Here is a 20,264-nt window from a genome sequence, read left to right on the forward strand (position 1 = left end):
AATCTTAAGCGGAAAAGTTGGCTTACCATATGACAGTGAGCCTAAAGAGATTCCAGGTTGGTACGTGGCTGAAACACCAGACAATGCTTCGGGAATCTTTAGTGAAAATCCACAAGAAGTAGTGTATGTATATAATACTAAATCATTAAGTCCAAAAGATGATAAACATTCCGATAATTATTTGCCAAAAACCGGAGAACAGATTATAGGACAAATAATCATGATCACTCTAGGAACGTTATTATGTACTCTTGTACTAGTGGCATTTAAAAAGCGTAAAAAATCTAATCAATAAATGCAAAAAAGATAAACCAGAAAATGCGTGATTTCTGGTTTATCTTTTTTTAATGTAAATAGAAATTATAAATCAGTAAATTTAACTGATTGATTCACTAGGACCTAAAATATAGAAGGATTAATAATAGGGTGTTTTAAGTAAGTTAAAGTGAGCTAAGTAATGTTAATTATTACATGCAAAGTTAAGAAAAGTGTGTATTGTTTTCATTTATTGTGCTATTTATGTAATAGTATAGAAAAGCATGCATTGGACAAAGAGGTGTAAAATCATGAGGGAATTACAATTAGGATTTATAAGTAATAAAACGACCGTGCGATTACTGAAAATCCTCAACTATATTGAGCACAGAAATAGGTTTACAATAGGAGAATTGGCAGAAAATATAGTTGTTTCTGAACGAACAATAGCTAGTGATATAAAATATCTAAAAGACCACTTTGAAGATTCAGCTGAATTTGTTTCCGGAAGTAAGGGGATTATATTTAGAGAAATACATTTATCAGAATACAAAGAAAGGAAAAAACAACTATTTTCTAATGAATGTTTATTCGAGATAATACAACAGATATTTTATGGAAAGTTGGATAGAATCGAAGAATTAGCGCATCGGTATAATTATTCGGAAACCTCCTTTCGTCGACTTTTGGTTCAATCTACCCCAGTATTGAAAAGCTATGGATTACGTTGGCAGACGAACCCTTTAACAATTGGAGGAAGAGAAGGAAATTTACGTAAATTTTTTAAAGATTTTTTTTATGAAGGTGTGGAGACGCCATTTACTATAATACCCGATAATAAGCTACATGATTTTTTTATCCAAAAATTTATGAATGAGATGGGAAGATACTCCGTTGGATCAGGGACTACACCGGAAGCATTTTATTATACGCTTTACATAGCTATAAATCGTGTGAGTCTAGATAAAACAGTTTCTATACCTAAAGAACTGCAAAAAAAGGTGTTTAACGAACATGATTTCTTGGTTTTTTCTTCAATAACAGAAGTAGTTGAAGAACTATACAAGGTGAAGCTGCCAAAAGAAGAACTTGCTTGGATATATCTGGTCACAATTTGCAAGCGAACAATTGATCGGGAAGATTTAGAAAAAACATTTTTTGACCATTTCAACCTGTGGCCAGAGATACCTGGAATTACTAAGCGTTTTTTGCAGAAACGTGGTATACCAAGCGCTGCTCATCAGAAACTTGCTATTTATTTAAATGCATTTTTTTTATCAAGAAAAATCAATGATACAATAGCTCCGGCTTTAAACAAAGAGTTATTAGATAATATTGACAAAGTAGTGGATGACAAACAATATACTTTTGAAAAAAATGAAGCATTTTTTCAGGAATATAAGATGAATGTGTTTTTGAGTCCCAAGTATATTAAAGAAGTCTGCATGAGTTTTACTCTGTATAGTGAAATGGTTATAGAGCTTCATTCACCTTCCAAGACGATCTATTTTCTATTGGAAGGAAATCACTTCATCTGTCAAATGATTCGAACGAAAGCAATAAAACTATTTGGTGAACGACATCAGTTGGTTTTTGTTCCTCTGCAATTGTTAACAAAGGAGACTTTAAATACAGCGGATATCAACTTAATCGTAACGAATTACGATCGATACATTACAGATTTTATTGGAAATCAAAACTATCTTTTAATCAAAGAGATACCAGACAAGCAAGATTGGAGAAACCTAACTTATAAAATAGACGCTTAACTGCATAGTTAGATGTAACTTAGTAAAACGATGCAAAAGACTATTTACTAAAGAGTAAATAGTCTTTTTTCTGTTGTTTTCAAATGGAAATTGCAGGGTTGTACGAAAATTCTGGTTTCAATTTTGATTTAAGACAGTGTAATCTTAGTCATGTAAGAAACATGTATGCATACAAACTTACAAAGTAGTTTTATAAACCTTCGTTTTTTAGAACACGATAAAAAAGACATTTGAAAAAAACAAAATGTCTGAAAAACGTTGTTGAGTCCCTATTTATCAAAATTATGATACATAAACTTTTTTAATTCTAAAAAACGAAGAATTTTGAGAATATTCAAGGAGGAGGGGCATGGGAAGAAAAAAGTCTAAGTGGTTTCTTCTTGTATTACTATTCGTTACATTTCCATTCAATCTAGTATCTGCGAGAGAAGTTCAGCAGGTTGAAACACATGGAACTGTTGGTTTTACAGGTGTCTATGAACCAATTGGCACACCCGATCCAACACCACCTGAAAGTATCGTCAGACCACCAATAACTGAAGTCGCCAAACCAGGCGGAAACTTACCGCAAACAAATGAGCGTGATCAGTCATGGCTCATTTGGTTAGGTGTTCTTATCCTCAGTGTCGTTTTTCTTTTATGGAAACGCAACAGAGAAAACAAAATAAAAAACTAAAACAATAAGAAAGCAGGAATTATAAAAATGAAATTTATCCGTTTAGCAACAATTGCCGCACTATCAACTACCATTTTAGCAGGAGGCGCAACTGCGGCTTTTGCAGAAGAAGCTAGAGAAGTTACTACTGATGGTCAAGTGGAGTTCCGGGCCGGTGGCGAAGAAGATGGTGAGTTAGAAGTAGTTCCACCAGAAAATGAACCTGACGTAGAAATTGAACCAGAAAAACCTGGAACAACTGGACCTTTATCTATCCTTAAAGCAGCCACAATGGACTTTGGTACACAAGTAATCTCCAATCAAGACAAGACCTATAATATGGTTGCAGAAATGCAGCCACTAAGAGAAACTGGTGAGTTGGTTCCTTATGTAAGTTTTGCACAAGTACACGATATTCGTGGAACAAACGCTGGGTGGGATTTACAAGTGAGTTTAAGTGAATTTACATCAAATACACAAAATAATGTGTTGACCGGTGCAGAGATTGAATTTGTCGACTCTCATATCCAATATGAAGGAATCAATGAAGATAACGCTCCTGCTGCACATAGCGCTGGGCTAACACTCTTACCGAATGGTGCTGCGCGTTCAGTCATGACCGCAACTGAAGGGAAAGGAGCTCTTGTTTCTTCAGTCGTTTGGGGAGATCAAGAGGAATTAAATGCACGTTTAGCTGATGAAGACATTGATGTTGTAGAAAATGATGCAATTCAATTGTCCATTCCAGGATCAACAGCCAAAGATGCGACGACTTACACGTCGACTTTGACTTGGGAATTGACCTCAACCCCAGGTGAGAACGGACCAGAAGAAACACCAGAAACAGGAGAAGGCGTATAAGTCGACTGCCCAAATAAGATGAGAAACTCTCGGCAGCGTCACATATCTTTGTGGCGCTGTTTTTCTAAGAAAGGAGATCTACATTGAACAAATTAACTTTTATCGATCGCCCACTAAAGGATACTAAATGGCTACTTATTCTACTCTCCATTATTTTTATGATTTTTCCAGTAATTGCTCAAGCTGAGGAAGGGACGCTCAACTTTTATGTCACGCCTGAATTTCCGAAAAGCCAGATAGAAGGATCAACTAGTTACTTTGATTTGAATCTAGCTGCTGGAGAAACAGAGACATTGGCATTGAAACTGCAAAATGCGGGTAATGAATCGATACAAGTGCAAGTAACACCTCATACAGCGTATACCAATGTTCATGGGGGCGTTGAGTATGGCAAAGATGCCGAAGAACCAGACACAAGTCTTTCGTATTCCCTTGACGAATTGATTGACCCTTCGGGGGTCATTGAACTAGCAGGGAATGAAACCAAAACAATTACTGTTCCTCTACATATGCCTGAAGAGTCATTTGAAGGATTTCTAGCTGGTGGTCTAAGGATTACGGAAGTCAAAGAAGAACAAGAAGACAACACGAGTAATGAAGAAGGTCTGGCAATCAAGAATGAATTTGCCTATGTTGTAGGGGTTGTCGTAAGTAATTCCAGAACCTCCGTCCAACCAGATCTTGATTTGTTAGATGTTTTTGCGGATCAGTTGAACTACAGAAACGTGATTAGTGCGACGATTCAAAATTTTACCCCAACTTTCGTGAACCAAATGACTGTAGAAGCGACAGTGCAACAAGCAGGAGAAGATGAGGTTCTCTATGAAGCCAGTGAAGAAATGATGCAGATGGCGCCAAATTCCCACTTCAATTTTCCTATCTCGCTAGAAGGCGATCGTTTTCAAAGTGGCGAGTATGTATTGAACTTAAAAGCTATCTCGGGTGAAGAAGAGTGGGCATGGGAACGTACATTTACAATTGATACAGATGAAGCTAGATCATTGAACCGAGCAGATGTCACAATTGACTCAAGTTTGAATTGGTGGATGATCGGTGTCGTTATGTTGGCGCTGATTTTACTTGGTGTTATCTTTTACATGATAATCCAAAAAAGAAAAATGAGTGAAAAAAATAAGGTTGTATAGGAAGGGACGGATCACATGACTATTACATTAAAAAAAGGGTTGCTTTTTTTCAGTACTACTATTCTATCTGTACAATTAGTCCTCATACCGATAGGCTTACTGCATGCAGAATCGATAGAAGAACAAGAAACAGTGCCAGAACAAGTGGAACTACCTACCGTGAAAAATTATTTGGAAGAGCAAAGTAGTGAAACTCGATTTTTCTTTACACAGTCTCGCATGCAGGGGGCAATGGGGGAACCTATCCAGGTAACGTTCTTTTCTGATCAAGAAGTGTCCGAAGCACGCGTATTCTTAGCAGAAGAAGCAACGCTCCTGAAAGATCGATTATCAAAAGGGATCTCAGTTGAGGAAGGAGCACAGCCTAACGAATGGATCGTTCAGTCAGAACGTGCGCAAAATACATTTGTCCTTCCTTTAGTAGTTGAAAAAGCGGGAAACTATGAACTGTCGGTGGAAGAAACGACCGCTCATCTAGAAATCAGTGAGCAAGAAGAGACGAGTGAGGAAGTCCCAGTCGAAGAAACGAAATCATCCGAGAATGAATCAGCTGGACAAGAGGAATTAAAAGAAGAAAATGGAATAGAAGAAGTACGTGAGCCTGTATCAGAAGCTCCGCAGGAGCAACAAACCGATGAGCAAGAGACCGATGAAGCGTCACAAGTGGTCGAATCGACCATCTTTGATGGAGAAACAGCAGAAGTCGCTACGATGGCAGAATTCAGAGAAGCAGTTGGCAATCCTGATATTGGGATCGTTTCTGTTCAAGCCAATTTGACAGAGGCTACCGCAAACGTACTAACTGTGGATCGTCCGTTACTTATCCAAGGTAATGGGTATACATTGACTTTTGGTATCAATGGGTTTAACTTTCGACTAGAAGAAGTAACACAATCAAGCACCATTCGAATTGAAAATGCGACACTGACAAAAGTTGGGACAACCCCCTTAATCAACGCAACGGTAGAAAGTAGTAAAAATTGGACCGTTGAATTGGAAGATATAACTGAAGTGAATGCGAATACCATGCGATTAGCCTCTCTTCCTGAAGGGCGCATTCACTTTACAGGTGGTGTATCAAACTTTACACGTACAACTTCTGCACAAACGTTCATCGAAGCAAAAGAGGTCTTAGCAACCAATCAAGCAGAAGTCACTATTAGTCGAGGGGATGCGACGGTCTTCTTTTCTTCTGCCACAGTGGTGGATCCCAAGATTACAGTAGAACAGGGAGCCACATTTACGATCACAACTACCGGAGGAACGGCGAATACGATTGATCTAAGAGGAGAAAACCCTGAAGTTTTTTTGCAAAGTGGAGAATTGGATATAGCTACCGTTGGGACAACAGCGGCACCTACAAATACAACGAATAATACGATTGCATTAACAGGAACCGCACCCAAAATAACGATGAATTCAAGCGCTCAATTAACAGTCAGAAGCACATTAGCCAAAAGAGGCATTCTTTTTGCTGGAAATAATGCGCAGCTTTTAGTCAACAATTCTGAGCTATCCGTTACTTCTGCGACACAAGCATCCATAAATATTAATGGTGCTCGTTCGTCTTTTTCGTCAGAAAATAGCACGATTCAGCTTGTTTCAACGACAGGCACTACAACGAATGTAAACGGCGAATCTCCACAAATAGTATTTGATTCATCTATGGTAAATATTACAAGTACAACCGGTCGAGGCGTTTACTTACAAGGAACAGATGCATTGCTTTCATTGAGTAATAAGAGTGAACTGGCCGTTATAAGTGAAGGAGCTGAGAATATTCAGATTGGGGCTAACACTGCTCGGCCGGAACTCTTGGTTACCGGTGAATCCAAGCTCTCTGTCACAACAACCAGTGCAACTGCGAGCTCGGGACTTAGCGTCATTCATTTACTGGGGTCTGATCCGAAAACAACAGTCATAGGTGGGTCAACGTTAGAAATTCTGAGTAACGCTAATAGAGGTGGGCTGCGCTTGGATGGTGTTAATCCAGAATTGCTTGTGACTGATAGTCAGGTTTATGTAACGACTGTTTCTGGTTTAGGTGTTTTAATTCAAGGTGATAATCAAAAAGTAGTACTCGAAGGAAGCAACACAACGCTTGAGTTAACCAGTTTCTCCGGTATGAATCTACAGAGCCGAGGAACACTTGATCAGTTTGAGATAACCAACGGAGCCACTGTTAATGGGACTACTGGGGATGCTATCTCATTTTTCTTTGAAAATACTGGCACATCGCAATTCAATGTAAGAGACGAAGCGAGACTAAACCTATCTGGAGCAGGATCTGGAGCAGATAGCTCAGTTTTAAGATTTTTTCAGTATGGAAACTACCAATTTAACATTGATGGTGGGCATATTGATATTTATAAAACAGGGGGTATTGCCCCGGCTATTAGAATGGTTGGTGGAAATAATACCATCAATGTAGAAAATGGAGGGAGTTTGGACATCCGCAATGTTGGAAATGGCACTCCTGCAGATGGAACTTCAGTAGGCGCAAATCAAGGAATTTATTATAGTGCTGGAGGTGGTAACGGTTTCACTGTTCAAGATCCAGGATCTAAGGTGCGCATCAGTTCTGATAATGGTCCTGCCATTCATACGATGGGAGGAGCTGGCTATATCCGTGCCGCTAATCTAGGTCATTTTGAGGCATCTGGACGAACTGCTTCCGAAAATTCAGGAGTCTTTGAGTCAGCAGGAAATTTAACAGTTGAATTAGACAATCCACTGTTTTTAGATTTCACCAACTATCGACCTAATGGAGGAGGGTTATTTACTGTACAAAGTGCATCTACACTAACTGCTACCAACAGTGATTTAGCGGTTTGGAAAAATGGTACTGATTTAACTGGAGATCCAGATTTAAATTTTCGGAAACTTGATTATTCCTTTACAGGTACTAATTATAACACCTTGTCAAGTACGAGCGACCCAGATCAAATTAACACAGATATTTTCGGCACAAGAGGTTTGACAAGCTATACGAGGATGAGCTCTAATAATGGCCGATGGGCAATCGCAGATGAACTTAGAGTTCCAACCAACGCCGATAAGAAAATTCACGGGCGAGTGAGTCTTCCAGTCGGACTAGATAATAGTCGTCCTGCTTGGGAGGGTGAAGCTATTGTTACTGTAGAGGTAGAATCCCCGTCAAGTGAAAGCACGCAAGAATATACGGCTAAAACGGTTGGTGATACAAATGAATCGCCAGGAATCAGTATTTATGGCGAAGAGCCGCGTGGCGGACTCTTTGAAATCGATTTGGATGAACCTCTAGAAGCCGGATCAAAAGTTAGAATAAGTAAAGTGGAACTAACCAGTGGCGAACTTACGGATGGCTTCGAACACCAGATTTTAACAGATACCGTTGAGGTATTTCCAATCATACCGCCAACACCGGCACAATTTTCTTCGGCAATCATTGCGCAAGATAGTACCTTGATCCAGGGGATGACGGACAATCTAGATGCTGAAGTAACCGCAACGCACAATGGTGAAGCATTAGACACAGAAAATGTACAGGTAGATACTGATGGACGATTTACAATTGATGTAAGCGATGTTCCTCTAGAAATGGATGATGAGATCCAAGTCTTTCTACGAGATGCCAAAGGATCGGCCGAGGAAGCAGGCATCATCAATCCACCAGAAACAAATAATGATCGAGGGAATATTAATCCGGCTACTGAGCTACCCTTTCATGATGTGGTGTTTGAACCAGCTACAACTTTAGTAGTGGGTGATCTAGGACCTGTTTCTCCCGTGGATCCGTTAGAGCCGGAAACAGAAGTTGATCCTGAAAACAAACCAGAACTACCAGAGGACCAAGGGATGTTGAGTATTGATTTTGCTTCTTCGTTTCAATTTGGGGAACAGTCAATCTCTACTCAAGACAAAACGTATTATGCGAAACCACAACGTCTACTGAATGCGGATGGAACCATCAATGAAGCAGAAGAACGGCCAAATTATGTCCAGATCAGTGACCGACGGACAGAAAATGACCGAAATGGCTGGCAACTGGCTGTCACCCAACAAAGACAATTTCATACACAAGAAGGGCATGAATTGGATGGCGCAAGCATTCAATTCACAAACCAACAACTCGCAACGGCACAAGGGGGCGAAGAACCAGAACTGCTTCATGCTGACTTGCTGACGCTAGTTCCTGGTATGAAGCAGCCATTGGTCAGCGCTACAGGAAACAGTGGAACAGGCACATGGATCTATCGCTTTGGAGATCGAGAAAGTGCGAATGAAAGTGTCGTTTTAGAAGTACCAAGTGGCACCAGTCCGGAAACAAAAAATTATTCGACAACACTTATTTGGGAATTAAGTTCTGTTCCTGATAACAACTAGATAAAAAACAAAAAAGGAAGAGTAAGCACTGCCTCTTCCTTTTTTCTAAGGTGAAGAAGAAAAAGAAAACAACTGGAAAGAGAGAACGCATGAAACCTAAAAAAAAACATTCCTATTTGACATTATTCAGTGTAGGGATATTGGCAAGTCAATTTTTCATATCGCCCCTGCTATTGGCTGAAGAACATACACAACAATTGTCCGAGTATTTCGATCCATCGTCACGTGAAAAGGGACAGGAAGCAATACAAGAAGTCGCACCAATCGACGCAGCCATGTATGTAAGTTCCCCCCTTGCAGATGAAGAAGATCTGAATAACACAGGCGAAGAAGCGGACGAACAAGGACTTCAAGTCACTACTGATGAAATCGACACAGTTGGAGAATTTCCTGTTTCTGAGGAAGATAAGTTGGAACCAGAAGCTGAAATCAATGATGGTGAAGCAGAACCGGGTGAAGAGGCGACTATTCCTGAAAAAGGAGAGCCTCAACCAGAAACGGATGAAAATGAAGAAGACACATCCATAGAAGAAGAGGTACCTGTTCCTGAAGAAGATCTGACAGAACCTGAAGTTGAAGGCAGCGAGACTGGCGAAACACCACCCGATTCTTCTGAAAATACCGAACAAAAAGAGGAACCTGCTTCACAGGATCCTACACCACCTGAAAATACTATACCCGAACAGCGTCCGGCACCAGTTATTCAGCCGCCTAGTACACAACCACCTTTGACTAATGACTTTTATGACGGTTCGATAACCATCAACTTGCCAGAGGTTTTTCGAACTACGAATGTCACTCAATCAAGTTTATTAGGATTCACTTTGCCTTTGTTGACAGATTATGAAGAACGTTGGCAAGCGGCCTTTGTTTATGAAGCAATACAACAGGTGGGAGAAACAGCTGAACAAGAGACGTTGGAGCAATGGGGGACCAACCTATATACCGCGCTCTTAGGAGATGACATTCAGTGGTTCTCTTTGGAAGAAGTAGCGGCGGATGCCTTAAAACCAGGAGATTTTTTGATCGATCCTACAAGTGAAACGGCTCAATTAAAAGGAATTTATCTAGCCAATGGTTATCAAGTAAATCTCGTTGCCGCACAAGAAGAGAATCAACCTGAAGAAGAACAAACGATCGAGCTCCAACGAATTGCTCTGGAAGAAACATTTGCGGTCAAACGCCTAACAGTTACAAACATGACGGAGTACGGAGAAGAAGTAGTGAGGGATTACCCGGCTCCTTATGCATTTACTGCGAATCTCGAGACTCAAGAATTTATCGACTCACTGGCGCAAGATGCTCAAAGCCTTGGTCAAGAGTATGATGTGTTTGCATCGGTCTTAATCGCACAAGCGATTTTAGAAAGCGGAAGTGGAAGCAGTGGTCTTTCTAGCAGTCCTCATTATAATCTATTCGGGATAAAAGGGAGCCATCAAGGTCAGAGTGTCATTTTACCAACGATGGAAGATAACGGGAGAGGCGAGCTTTTTGAAGTACAAGCGGCCTTTCGGTCCTATGGCAGCTACCGTGACTCTATGGCAGACTACGTTACATTGATTCGTGGAGGTATTAAAGAGAACGCAGAGTTTTATAAAGAGGTATGGCGCTCTGAAGCGAAAAATTATCTTCGAGCGACGGATGCACTGACTGGCAGCTATGCGACCGATGTTACGTATAACAAAAAATTAAATTCATTAATTGCAGCATATGAGTTGACGAAATATGACGAAACGATAGAGACAGAAACGGGCGTCTTTATACAAGGAATGGATCAAATTCCTTCGGAATATCGAGCATTGATGTCTTTTCCTACTTACAATGGTCGAGATTATAACCTTTCCGGCTCCTACCCAGTTGGGCAATGTACATGGTATGTTTTCAACCGTGTGACTCAACTAGGTGGTCAAGTAGATGATTATATGGGAAATGGTGGCCAATGGGGGAGTACAGGCCGTCGATTAGGCTATACAGTGAATCAACGTCCTAAAGCAGGAAGTATGGTCTCATTTGCGCCAGGAACAGCGGGCTCAGACCCCCGTTACGGACATGTGGCTTTTGTGGAAGCAGTTGGGCCAAATGGTATTTTAATTTCAGAAGGAAATGTATATGGAGGAACCACGATTTCTTATCGAGTGATCAGTAATGAACTGGCGCTTTCCTCACATGTTAGTTACATTCTACCAAAATAACGAAAGGAGGAGCTTTATGGACAGGATCAATAAACCACTGATAATTCGACTGATTGGTTTACTTATACTAGTGATTATGACCTGGGTAGTTTTTCAAAGATATCAGCTTTCGATGGTCAAGGGAGAGTCGATGCAGCCAGCATTGGACGATCAAGAATTGGTCCTGATTCATAAGCAACGTTCTCCACAACGTTATGATCTAATTGCTTTTGAGCAAGAAGATAAGTTATTGGTCAAACGTGTGATTGGGATGCCAGGAGATACATATATCCGTAGTGGCAATCGCTTGTTACTAGCAGATACAAAGACAGCTGCTGAGTTTTCTTTTACGATCACCCTAATGGATGAACTAGCAGCGGAATTACCGAAAAGTGGGCAGTTAAAAGAGGGGGAGTATTTTGTCTTAGGAGATGCGTTGCTAGTCTCAAGAGACAGTCGGGCTTTTGGCTTGGTACTTGAGACAAGTTTATGGGGCGTCGTCACGCCCCTGCTTTGAACGAATCCAAAGTACAAAGAAGCGAGCCGCTCTTATTGAACAAGCATAAACAAAGAATGAATGAACCCCTATGAGTGGGTGAAGGGAGAAAATGTGGTTTATCTATATATCATCATGTTTTTCATCTGTTTCGGAATATGTGGACTGTTGATCTGGCGTTATTATCGAGAGTATTTGGTGAAAAAAGTAGAGCAGCAACCGGATATGAATGCACTTAGAAAGAGAAAACTAGCTTTTTTTAAGCAAAAAATGCAGGCTGAACATTTACTTTCCCTATTGGTCATTAATGGATTGGTGCTAGTAACGCTCTTATTTTTGATGACCGTCCAATTAACTGAAAGAACGAATGTACGAAAGTTGCTCGAAGAAAGCAATCAGTTAAAAGAGGAAGTTCAAGCAGTAAGAAAGGAACAGGCAGAACGAGATCGGATGCCGTTGTTTGCCTATCCATCGACCGGTTTTTCATTCTCGTCGATCGATTGGGAACAATTGTTAGTAGAAAATGATAGTGAAGCGCGTTTCTCGGCTGAGCATGAATTAGCCTATCAACTCTCTCCTTTTTTAGGACGGTCAATGGCCTTAATTTTCATAGACCAACCGATGCAAGAAATTTCTCTGTCTTTTGTAAGTACACTGATGACAAAAGACGATCTTGATAGATGGGAAGACAATTGGCAACAGTTACTAAAGGAGATGGAAAAAATCTCGCTACTTACGCAGGGAACTTTTTTAGTTCAATTTTCAGAAGATACGGAACAATCATTTGAACAAATAGTTGTACGAGACGAGGACGGGGAGTGGCAGCTGTTGAAGCGACGATTACTGAACGTAGAGACGTTCGACTTATCAGAGGAAGAAACAAATGAGAAGAAGACACAGTCGAGTCACAAAAATGAAAAAGAAGACGAAGTAAGAACCGAACAAAAAGGAAGTGTGAAAATCGATGAGTAAGAAAAAAAGCAATAGTTTGTTTTCTACAAACAAACTACTAGATGAGATGGATCAATTAACCATGGAAGAATTGCAGGAGTTTGAACAGAGCTACGAGCAATTTTCTGAGAAGAATCAAGCAAAAAATACAGATCAAGTGAATGCTGTTCAAACAAATGAAACAGCTGAAGAAGAGCGTGATCCAGATGAAACAAAAGAAGAGGATAAGAAGGACCAATCTTTTGATGGAACAACAGAAGAACGAAAAATCGAGACTAAAGAAAATGGAAATAAAATAAAAAACGTGGGGAGCCACAATCAATCGAGTATTTCCCTACAACCATCAGTAGAGAAAAAAACAGCAGTTAGGAACAAAGGAGTAGCTATGGAAAACGACCAGAAAAAGGAAGAAGTAAATCCCTTATTCTCAATGGAGCAAATGCAAGAAAAGGACCAACTGATTGAGCAGCTAACGTTTGAGATAAAAGAACTGATTTTAGAAAATGAAGGGTTGCAAGATCAAAAGGACCAACTGCATGAACAAAAAGTTGCCGAGGACAAAAATATTCTTGTTGAAAAATTACAAGCAAAGATTACTCAATTGGAAAACCAGGTAGAGGCAGTAAATGAAAAATGGTCGCAAGAAAAACAAAACTATAAGAATAAGGTAGCAGAACAAATACGACTTCAAAATAATGAAGTCCACCAGCAAAAACAGACCATTTTAGAGTTACAACGTGAATTAGCAGAAAAAGAAGCGCAAGTAACAGATCATTTAACGAAAGATCCCTCAGAGGAAACAGTTGAACTTCAGGGAAAGATTGATGCTTTAAAGGAAGAAAATGCGGCGCTGCAAATTGAGAATGAACAATTTCAAATAGAAATAAGTGAAGTTTTGGTATTTGCGAGAAGAAAAGCCAATCGAACGATTCAAGAAGCGAAGATTGAATCTGAACGGATGGTACGTATGACAGAAATGCGTATTGATGCCATCCATGATCGAGCCAAAGAAATTCTTTTTGAAGTCAATGAGACGAAGGAAAGTGTGGTTGGATTGTTTGATGACTTGCATAATCAAGTGTATCAGTTATCAGATAAGAAATTACTTTTTGAAGAATTGGAAAAATAAAGAAGTAGTACAAGGGAAGAAAAATATGAATGAATTTTTTGAGTACAGACAGAGTAGAGTGCGGCTTCTCTTCTTCTGCTCTGTCCTGAATAGTGTGGATACACTACTTACCATTAGGTGGTAAGACAAGCGAGAAACTCAACAGATTGTTGATAAGACTCTTTTGTATTTTCTTACGATTGAGCATGTGGAGAGGTTTTTTCAAGAAACGGTTATCACAAATAAATAAAGCTCCGTCTGGATTCCAGCATCAACTTATCTGGTGTTGTACTTACTATGAAGGGGCTGCGAGAGGAATGAACCTAACGATGAATCAGCTCTTTTACCAACTGATACATAATACAAAATCAAAGCGGTGGTTCTTGCTTCTAGCTGTGTTAGAAGATCTACAACAAGTGACCGCCAATGAATTAGCACAACAAACAGGATACTCTATACGGACGATTAATGCAGATATTAAATCAATCAAAGTTTTTTTGGGACTCTCTATACACATACTGGGAGATGGGCAAGGGTATCATTTCTCTTTACAGGATCCAGTACAATATACTAAAAAAAAACAAGCGTTGATTGAAAATGAACCATTATTTTTTTATTTAGAAAATTTATTTTCTGGAACCGAAAAGACCAATTTAGAATGGGTAGAGGATTTGTCCCTATCCACCGCTAGTTTTAGTAGAATAAAACGAGTATTGACCAGCGTATTAGCAACGCAGTATTCACTAAAAATAACGAGTACCAATCAATTAGAAGGAGAAGAGGCCGCGATAAGGCAACTCATGTATGATTTTTATTACACACTGCCGCTCTATCCACCGCTCGTTGAAGAGAAAGTCAGTCACATGAAGACAGATTATTTCTTTCCTGTTTCAGGTAGATGGCAACTTGATGCTATGTTAGTCAGTCAATGGATTAAAGTCGCGACCTTACGTATCGCAAACGGGTACGAATTGCCTCGAAGAAAGAATGGAGAGGCAATTGAAAAACTACTGGCCGAGGAATTGGCGGAGAGCATATTGGTTACGTTGCCTCCTCAAGAGCAAGCCGCCTTGTTTCTTTTATCTTTAAAAGAAGAACAATTCATTGATCAAACCGTACAGCAAGTATTTATTCGACAATTTTCCCCAGTTGATGGTGATAAAAGGTTAGAAAGTACCCCAGCTTCTTTCTTTGAAACAATCGTGTATTTAATGAATCATTTTTTTCAGTTGCCCAAAGAAGCGATCCCGGACAACTCAGAAGTGAAAAATGATACAGAAAAAGCTGTTCGAAGTGAGATGATGAACCATTATATGGAAGTGAAAAATCAGATACAATATCCTGTGCGTGTATCGTTTGAGTTGGTAGGGTCGGCTGCCTTGAAAAATTGGATCGAAAAGAAAGTATATGAACATTTGAAACGAAATGGTTGGTATTTACTATACGCTAACCAAGAGCAAATGCCTTTACAGGTTCGAAAAGTAAAAGTAACTAATAAGCCACAAAATACCATAGATTCTACAACGATTTCTCTTTCAGAAATACCTGAAGAAGAAGAGATCATCCAAACAGTTCAAAAAATTTTAAATTAGGTGATCTGGAAAAAAAGTATTTATAATTTTTATTTTAAATTGAAAAAGATTTTTCAAGAGCATTCAAAAAACGAGGAAGGAGGAGAGCAATGACATTATTTACAACGAAGACCGAATATATGAACTATTTTAAAAATACCCTTATTGATAAAAATAAAGAGAGAGAAGAATTGGAAGAATACCTGAACAAACAATTTCGTCAATTAGAACAATTAATAAAAACTATTTCGGAGGAGACGTTCTGGCAAGTCTTTCCAAAAATATTAGGAATTGATGCAAAATTGAATCTAATGATTGAATTGATTCCTTTTGAAGATTTTTCAAACGATGAAATTATACGACTCGCTGAAAATGATTATCGAGATTATTTCAAAGAGTTATGCGGGTTTAATTTAAAAAAAGAATCAAAACACGCGATGTTCTTTAATATTATATAGTTGTCATTCTTTATCATTTGATCACTTTTGAAGGGGTGGCTCTCGCTTAAAGCTAGCAAAGATCATAGGTGAAAAAAGAATGGATTTGGGAGCACACGCATAAGATCGATATCTCTGAAGTGAGTTGCTAATTCATTAATTTATGACGATGTCAATATTCAAAAAAATGTAGTAAAAATAAGCACAATCAGTGAGAAAGAGTGAAAGTATGTGACCATTAACTCGAGAAAAACAATGTTTGTATTGAGCACAATGTTGTTAATTATGCAGATCTTTTTTATACCTGTAAGTATGGTTTATGCAGATATAAAAGTAGATACAGAGGAACAAGAACCATTGATACTACCATCTATGTATGAAACAATGGTCGATCTTGAAAGCAACAAGCAAGAAGAAACTATTGAGGGAGTTCCGGTCGAAAAAATGGACTCTTCTGATGAGAATCGTGTGAATCATGAAGATGTACAATTGGAGAAAAGCACAATAGACGAAGAACAGGTGAATAACCAATCCTCAGAAGAAGCAAATGAATCAGAGAATGAATTTCTGCAGGAGAAGCCAGTGGATGAAGAAGAGATAAATAAGGACTCAGAGAAGATTGAGTCAACAATCTTTAATGGAGAGACGGCGGAAGTTGCTACGATGACGGAATTCAGAACGGCAATTGCCAATCCTGAGATTAGCATCATTTCCGTTCAGTCTGATCTCACAGCATATACTGCAAATATTCTGAGCGTGAATCGTCCGTTATATATTAAAGGAAATGGCCACACATTGACTTTTGGAAATAATTCGTTTTATTTTCAACTAGAGGATATAGCCGAGATTGGTGTCTTGAGAATCGAAAATGTGACACTTACAAAATCAGGGACAATACCAATGATCAACGCCACGACAGAAAACAGTCGAAATTGGATTCTTGAACTAGAAGATGTTACAGAAGTAAATGTTAATGCTATGAGATTAGCAACATTACCTGAAGGCACCATTGTTTTTACTGGTGGAGTATCAAACTTTACACGTACATCTTCTACAGAAACATTTATCGAAGCGAAGGAAATCGTAGCAACCAATCAAGCAGAAGTCACTATCAATCGAGGAAACGCGACGATTTTATTTTCTTCTGCTACCACATCCAATCCAAAACTTACAGTAGAAGAGAATGCCTCAATCACTATTAGTACTACTGACGGGACTGCAAATACGATTGATTTTCACGGAGAAAATCCTGAAATCATACTGCAAGATTCTGGAGAGCTAATCATCAATACGATTGGACCCACGAGCACAACAACGCCAACAGATACATCAAATAATACGATCGCATTAACTGGAATATCTCCAAAAATTACGATTAGTGAGAAGAGTCGATTATTTGTTGAAAGTACATTATCCAAACGAGCGGTCCATTTAGCTGGATCGAGTCCTAAATTTTTGTTGGAAAATTCAGAACTAACCGTAGTTACAATGTTACAAACAGCTGTAAATATGAGTGGCGATAGTTCGCTTTTTTCTGCTGAAAACAGCGATATTCAACTAACGTCAACAACCGGCTCACGAATGAATCTTATTGGTGCCGATCCTATCGTAAAGATGGATAATAGTCAGTTAAGAATGAATTCCTCCACTGGACGAGGAATCTATTTACAAGGGGGAACACCACAAGTATTTCTAGATAATAGTCATTTAGAACTGACAGATACGGGTGCTTCTGAAGGAATTATTTTAGATGGAACTGATGCACTACTTTCTTTGAGTAATCAAAGTGAGCTGCACCTAACAGGTGCAGGGACTGGAGCGACAGAAAATATTCAGGTTGGAAATAACAATGCCCGTCCAGAACTTTCGGTTATAGATGGCTCTAAAATGTTAGTTACAACAACCAGTAGAATAACAGATGCAAATGAGAATTCCAATAATGCAATTAGCATTAAAGGAGAGAGTGCGGTCTTAAAAGTATTAATGAATTCAGTTATTGATTTAACCATATTGTCTGGGGCTAGAACAGGAATTTTGATAACTGGAAGTGAAAATAGTACTGAAATTGCTTCAGGGAGTACTATGAATATAAATACAGCTACCGGTCGAGCTTATTGGACACAAGGGGCTAGCTCGATTTTAAGTATTTCGGGAGAAGGCACTGAAGTATTGATGCAAAGTGATATACGAGCTTCTGAAGGTAATGGAGCTATTGTTATTCAAACTCCAGCTGATATAAAAGAATATGGATCAATGGTAGTAACAGATGAAGCGAGATTTACTGTTAAAAGTAGAAATGCATCGGCAATGAATATAACAAGCCTGGGTTTTTCTTTCTTAGTATCCAATAAAGCGCATCTTGTTGTTCAAAGTGATGTAGCTCAAGATGACCATGCAACGATAAGATTTCTATACAATGGTGGGGTTGATTTTACTGTTACAGATTATGCTGAGATGTCGGTTTCGAAGAATGGTGGCAGTGCTCCATTGATCAGAATTCCAAGTGGTGGAAATAACTTTCTTGTCGCTGAGGGGGGTAAAATTTTTCTGGATAACCCTGGCAATGGCATTCCGAGTAATGGAAATGTAGCAGGGGGGAACCAAGGAATTTATTATGCTAGAGGGATTAATGACGATGGTGAAGAAAATAATTTTTCAGTTTCTGGAGCTGAGAGCTCAATCCAAATTAGAGCTGCTAATGGTCCCACTGTAGACATGCATGAATATTTTAAATCATATATATCAATTACATCAGGGCACTTTGTTGCGCTAGGGAATACAGCCGATCAAACAAGCGGCATTTTTAGAGCGGGGGATGTAGACATTACTTTGGCCACTCCTTTGTACTTAGATTTCAGAAATATTCGACCTGGCGGTGGTCAAGTATTTGAATCAAGTAATCAATCTAAACTAAAAGCAACTAGTAGTGATTTAGCTCTCTGGAAACATGGAAATGATTTTTTAACAGAGCCAGAGATTACTATTAGAAGTATCGACTTTATATTCGAAGGTTCTAATTTTAACAATCTTTTATCTACCTCTGATCCTGATGTATTAAATGAAGAAATCATCGGAAGTAGTGGACTTTCCACTTTTTCAAGAATAAGTTCTAATAATGCCCGTTGGGGCATTGTTGATTATCTTCATTTACCAACTAATGCAGATAAAAAAATTTACGGACATGTTAGTGTCCCAGAAGGAGTAAATGGTACAAGATCAGCTTGGGACGATGAAGCTATTATTACAGCAGAAGTAGAATATCCATCCGGTTATAAAGATTATTTTACGGTAAAAACTGTTGGACAATCTGATGAAGTTCCTGGCCTAAGTATCTATGGCCAGGAACCGCGTGGGGGATTGTTCAAAATTGATCTGAATGAACCGCTTGAAGCCGGATCGAAAATTCGAATCAGCAGTGTCGAATTAACAAGTGGCGAACTCACGGATGGTTTCGAACATCAGATTTTAACCGATACAGTTGAGGTCTTTCCAATCATTCCGCCAACGCCCGCACAGTTCTCCTCGTCGATAATCGCGCAAGATAGTACCACGATCCAAGGGATTACGGATAATTTAGAAGCTGAAGTAACAGTCGCACACAATGGGGAATTCATTAATACTGAAATGGTCATAGTAGATGCTGATGGTAGGTTTAAAATCGATTTGAGTGAGATTTCTTTAGAAATAGATGACGAAATACAAGTGTTTTTACGAGATGCAGAAGGATCAGCGCAAGAAGCTGGAGTCATTAATCCGCCAGTAACAAACAATGATCGAGGAAATGTCAATCCGGCCACTGAACTATCATTCCATGATGTTAATTTTGAACCAGCTACGACATTAATCGTCGGTGATATAGGTCCGGTCTCGCCAGTAGATCCTTTGGATCCAGACGCTGAAATCGATCCAGAAAATAGACCGGACTTGCCAGAGGATCAAGGAATGCTAAGTATCGACTTTGTTTCGTCGTTCCACTTTGGAACTCAAACCATTTCGGTTACTGACCAAGTCTACTATGCACAACCACAACGGGTATTGAATGAAGACGGGACTGTCAACAATGGCGAAGAGCGGCCAAATTATGTACAGGTAAGTGATCGACGACCAGAAAATGAACGCAATGGATGGCAATTAGCTGTGACGCAAAATACTCAATTTGCGACGGATACTGGTCATTCTTTGTTGGGGGCACAGTTGCAGGTGATGAACCAACAAGTAGTCACTGCTCAAGGTGGAAATGAGCCAGCTCTGCAAGCGACGACACCATTGATGCTTGTTCCTGGCAACAGACGTACGCTGCTTCGTGCCGAAGGAACTGAAGGGACAGGAACATGGATTTATCGCTTTGGAGATGCTGATACGGCAAAAGAAAGTATTGCGCTCCATGTACCAAAAGGATCCAACCAGCATGCCGCGAACTATAAAACGACCCTTACTTGGGAGCTAAGTGCAGTTCCTGAAAACTAAGTTATCAACAAAA

13 protein-coding genes are annotated in these 20,264 nt (G+C 39.4%); all 13 read left to right on the forward strand.

From position 1 onward, the window contains the following. Positions 1–295, forward strand: a 295-nt coding sequence (locus IAE45_RS17080) for a MucBP domain-containing protein (protein WP_200127444.1), incomplete at its 5' end; no start/stop codon positions are given. 271 nt (positions 296–566) lie between these two features. After that, the gene (locus IAE45_RS17085; RefSeq protein ID WP_200127445.1) at positions 567–2,024 is read left to right on the forward strand and encodes a helix-turn-helix domain-containing protein; all 1,458 of its coding nucleotides are present in this window, start codon (positions 567–569) and stop codon (positions 2,022–2,024) included. A 349-nt stretch (positions 2,025–2,373) separates the two neighbouring features. Beyond that, positions 2,374–2,700 (forward strand): LPXTG cell wall anchor domain-containing protein, encoded by a 327-nt coding sequence (locus tag IAE45_RS17090; protein ID WP_200127447.1) that lies wholly within the window; start codon positions 2,374–2,376, stop codon positions 2,698–2,700. Positions 2,701–2,727: 27 nt separating this feature from the next. Continuing rightward, positions 2,728–3,540 carry a WxL domain-containing protein gene (locus tag IAE45_RS17095; protein WP_200127449.1) on the forward strand — a complete coding sequence of 271 codons (813 nt, stop codon included), beginning with the start codon at positions 2,728–2,730 and terminating at the stop codon, positions 3,538–3,540. A gap of 83 nt (positions 3,541–3,623) precedes the next feature. Beyond that, complete coding sequence (locus IAE45_RS17100) at positions 3,624–4,685, forward strand: DUF916 and DUF3324 domain-containing protein (RefSeq protein ID WP_233619148.1); 1,062 nt, start codon at positions 3,624–3,626, stop codon at positions 4,683–4,685. Between the two features lie 15 nt (positions 4,686–4,700). Further along, the gene (locus tag IAE45_RS17105; protein ID WP_233619149.1) at positions 4,701–9,050 is read left to right on the forward strand and encodes a WxL domain-containing protein; all 4,350 of its coding nucleotides are present in this window, start codon (positions 4,701–4,703) and stop codon (positions 9,048–9,050) included. Between the two features lie 89 nt (positions 9,051–9,139). Beyond that, positions 9,140–11,242, forward strand: coding sequence for a glucosaminidase domain-containing protein (locus tag IAE45_RS17110; protein ID WP_200127451.1), 2,103 nt, complete (start codon positions 9,140–9,142; stop codon positions 11,240–11,242). A gap of 16 nt (positions 11,243–11,258) precedes the next feature. Then, on the forward strand, positions 11,259–11,738 hold the full coding sequence (lepB, locus tag IAE45_RS17115; RefSeq protein ID WP_200127453.1) for a signal peptidase I: 480 nt from the start codon (positions 11,259–11,261) through the stop codon (positions 11,736–11,738). A 93-nt stretch (positions 11,739–11,831) separates the two neighbouring features. Beyond that, positions 11,832–12,689, forward strand: coding sequence for a hypothetical protein (locus IAE45_RS17120; RefSeq protein WP_325123436.1), 858 nt, complete (start codon positions 11,832–11,834; stop codon positions 12,687–12,689). After that, a complete protein-coding gene (locus IAE45_RS17125) occupies positions 12,682–13,797 on the forward strand; it encodes a hypothetical protein (protein WP_200127455.1) in 1,116 nt (371 codons plus the stop codon). The genes IAE45_RS17120 and IAE45_RS17125 overlap by 8 nt, the downstream gene beginning before the upstream one ends. Positions 13,798–14,105: 308 nt before the next feature. Then, entirely contained in the window at positions 14,106–15,368 is a 1,263-nt protein-coding gene (locus IAE45_RS17130) for a helix-turn-helix domain-containing protein (RefSeq protein ID WP_233619153.1), read from the forward strand. Between the two features lie 89 nt (positions 15,369–15,457). Beyond that, complete coding sequence (locus IAE45_RS17135; RefSeq protein WP_200127471.1) at positions 15,458–15,805, forward strand: DUF7006 family protein; 348 nt, start codon at positions 15,458–15,460, stop codon at positions 15,803–15,805. 234 nt (positions 15,806–16,039) lie between these two features. Next, entirely contained in the window at positions 16,040–20,251 is a 4,212-nt protein-coding gene (locus tag IAE45_RS17140) for a WxL domain-containing protein (RefSeq protein ID WP_233619150.1), read from the forward strand. Positions 20,252–20,264 lie beyond the last annotated feature (13 nt).

The organism is Enterococcus sp. S53, from assembly GCF_016516865.1.
Taxonomy (GTDB): Bacteria; Bacillota; Bacilli; order Lactobacillales; family Enterococcaceae; genus Enterococcus_D; species Enterococcus_D innesii.

What these genes read in the sequence shown, in the direction of transcription:
- IAE45_RS17105 (WP_233619149.1), top strand. Translation starts at nt 4,701, where the DNA reads ATGACTATTACATTAAAAAAAGGGTTGCTTTTTTTCAGTACTACTATT.
- IAE45_RS17140 (WP_233619150.1), top strand. Translation starts at nt 16,040, where the DNA reads ATGTTTGTATTGAGCACAATGTTGTTAATTATGCAGATCTTTTTTATA.
- IAE45_RS17110 (WP_200127451.1), top strand. Translation starts at nt 9,140, where the DNA reads ATGAAACCTAAAAAAAAACATTCCTATTTGACATTATTCAGTGTAGGG.
- IAE45_RS17090 (WP_200127447.1), top strand. Translation starts at nt 2,374, where the DNA reads ATGGGAAGAAAAAAGTCTAAGTGGTTTCTTCTTGTATTACTATTCGTT.
- IAE45_RS17095 (WP_200127449.1), top strand. Translation starts at nt 2,728, where the DNA reads ATGAAATTTATCCGTTTAGCAACAATTGCCGCACTATCAACTACCATT.
- IAE45_RS17130 (WP_233619153.1), top strand. Translation starts at nt 14,106, where the DNA reads ATGAATCAGCTCTTTTACCAACTGATACATAATACAAAATCAAAGCGG.
- IAE45_RS17125 (WP_200127455.1), top strand. Translation starts at nt 12,682, where the DNA reads ATGAGTAAGAAAAAAAGCAATAGTTTGTTTTCTACAAACAAACTACTA.
- IAE45_RS17085 (WP_200127445.1), top strand. Translation starts at nt 567, where the DNA reads ATGAGGGAATTACAATTAGGATTTATAAGTAATAAAACGACCGTGCGA.
- IAE45_RS17135 (WP_200127471.1), top strand. Translation starts at nt 15,458, where the DNA reads ATGACATTATTTACAACGAAGACCGAATATATGAACTATTTTAAAAAT.
- lepB (WP_200127453.1), top strand. Translation starts at nt 11,259, where the DNA reads ATGGACAGGATCAATAAACCACTGATAATTCGACTGATTGGTTTACTT.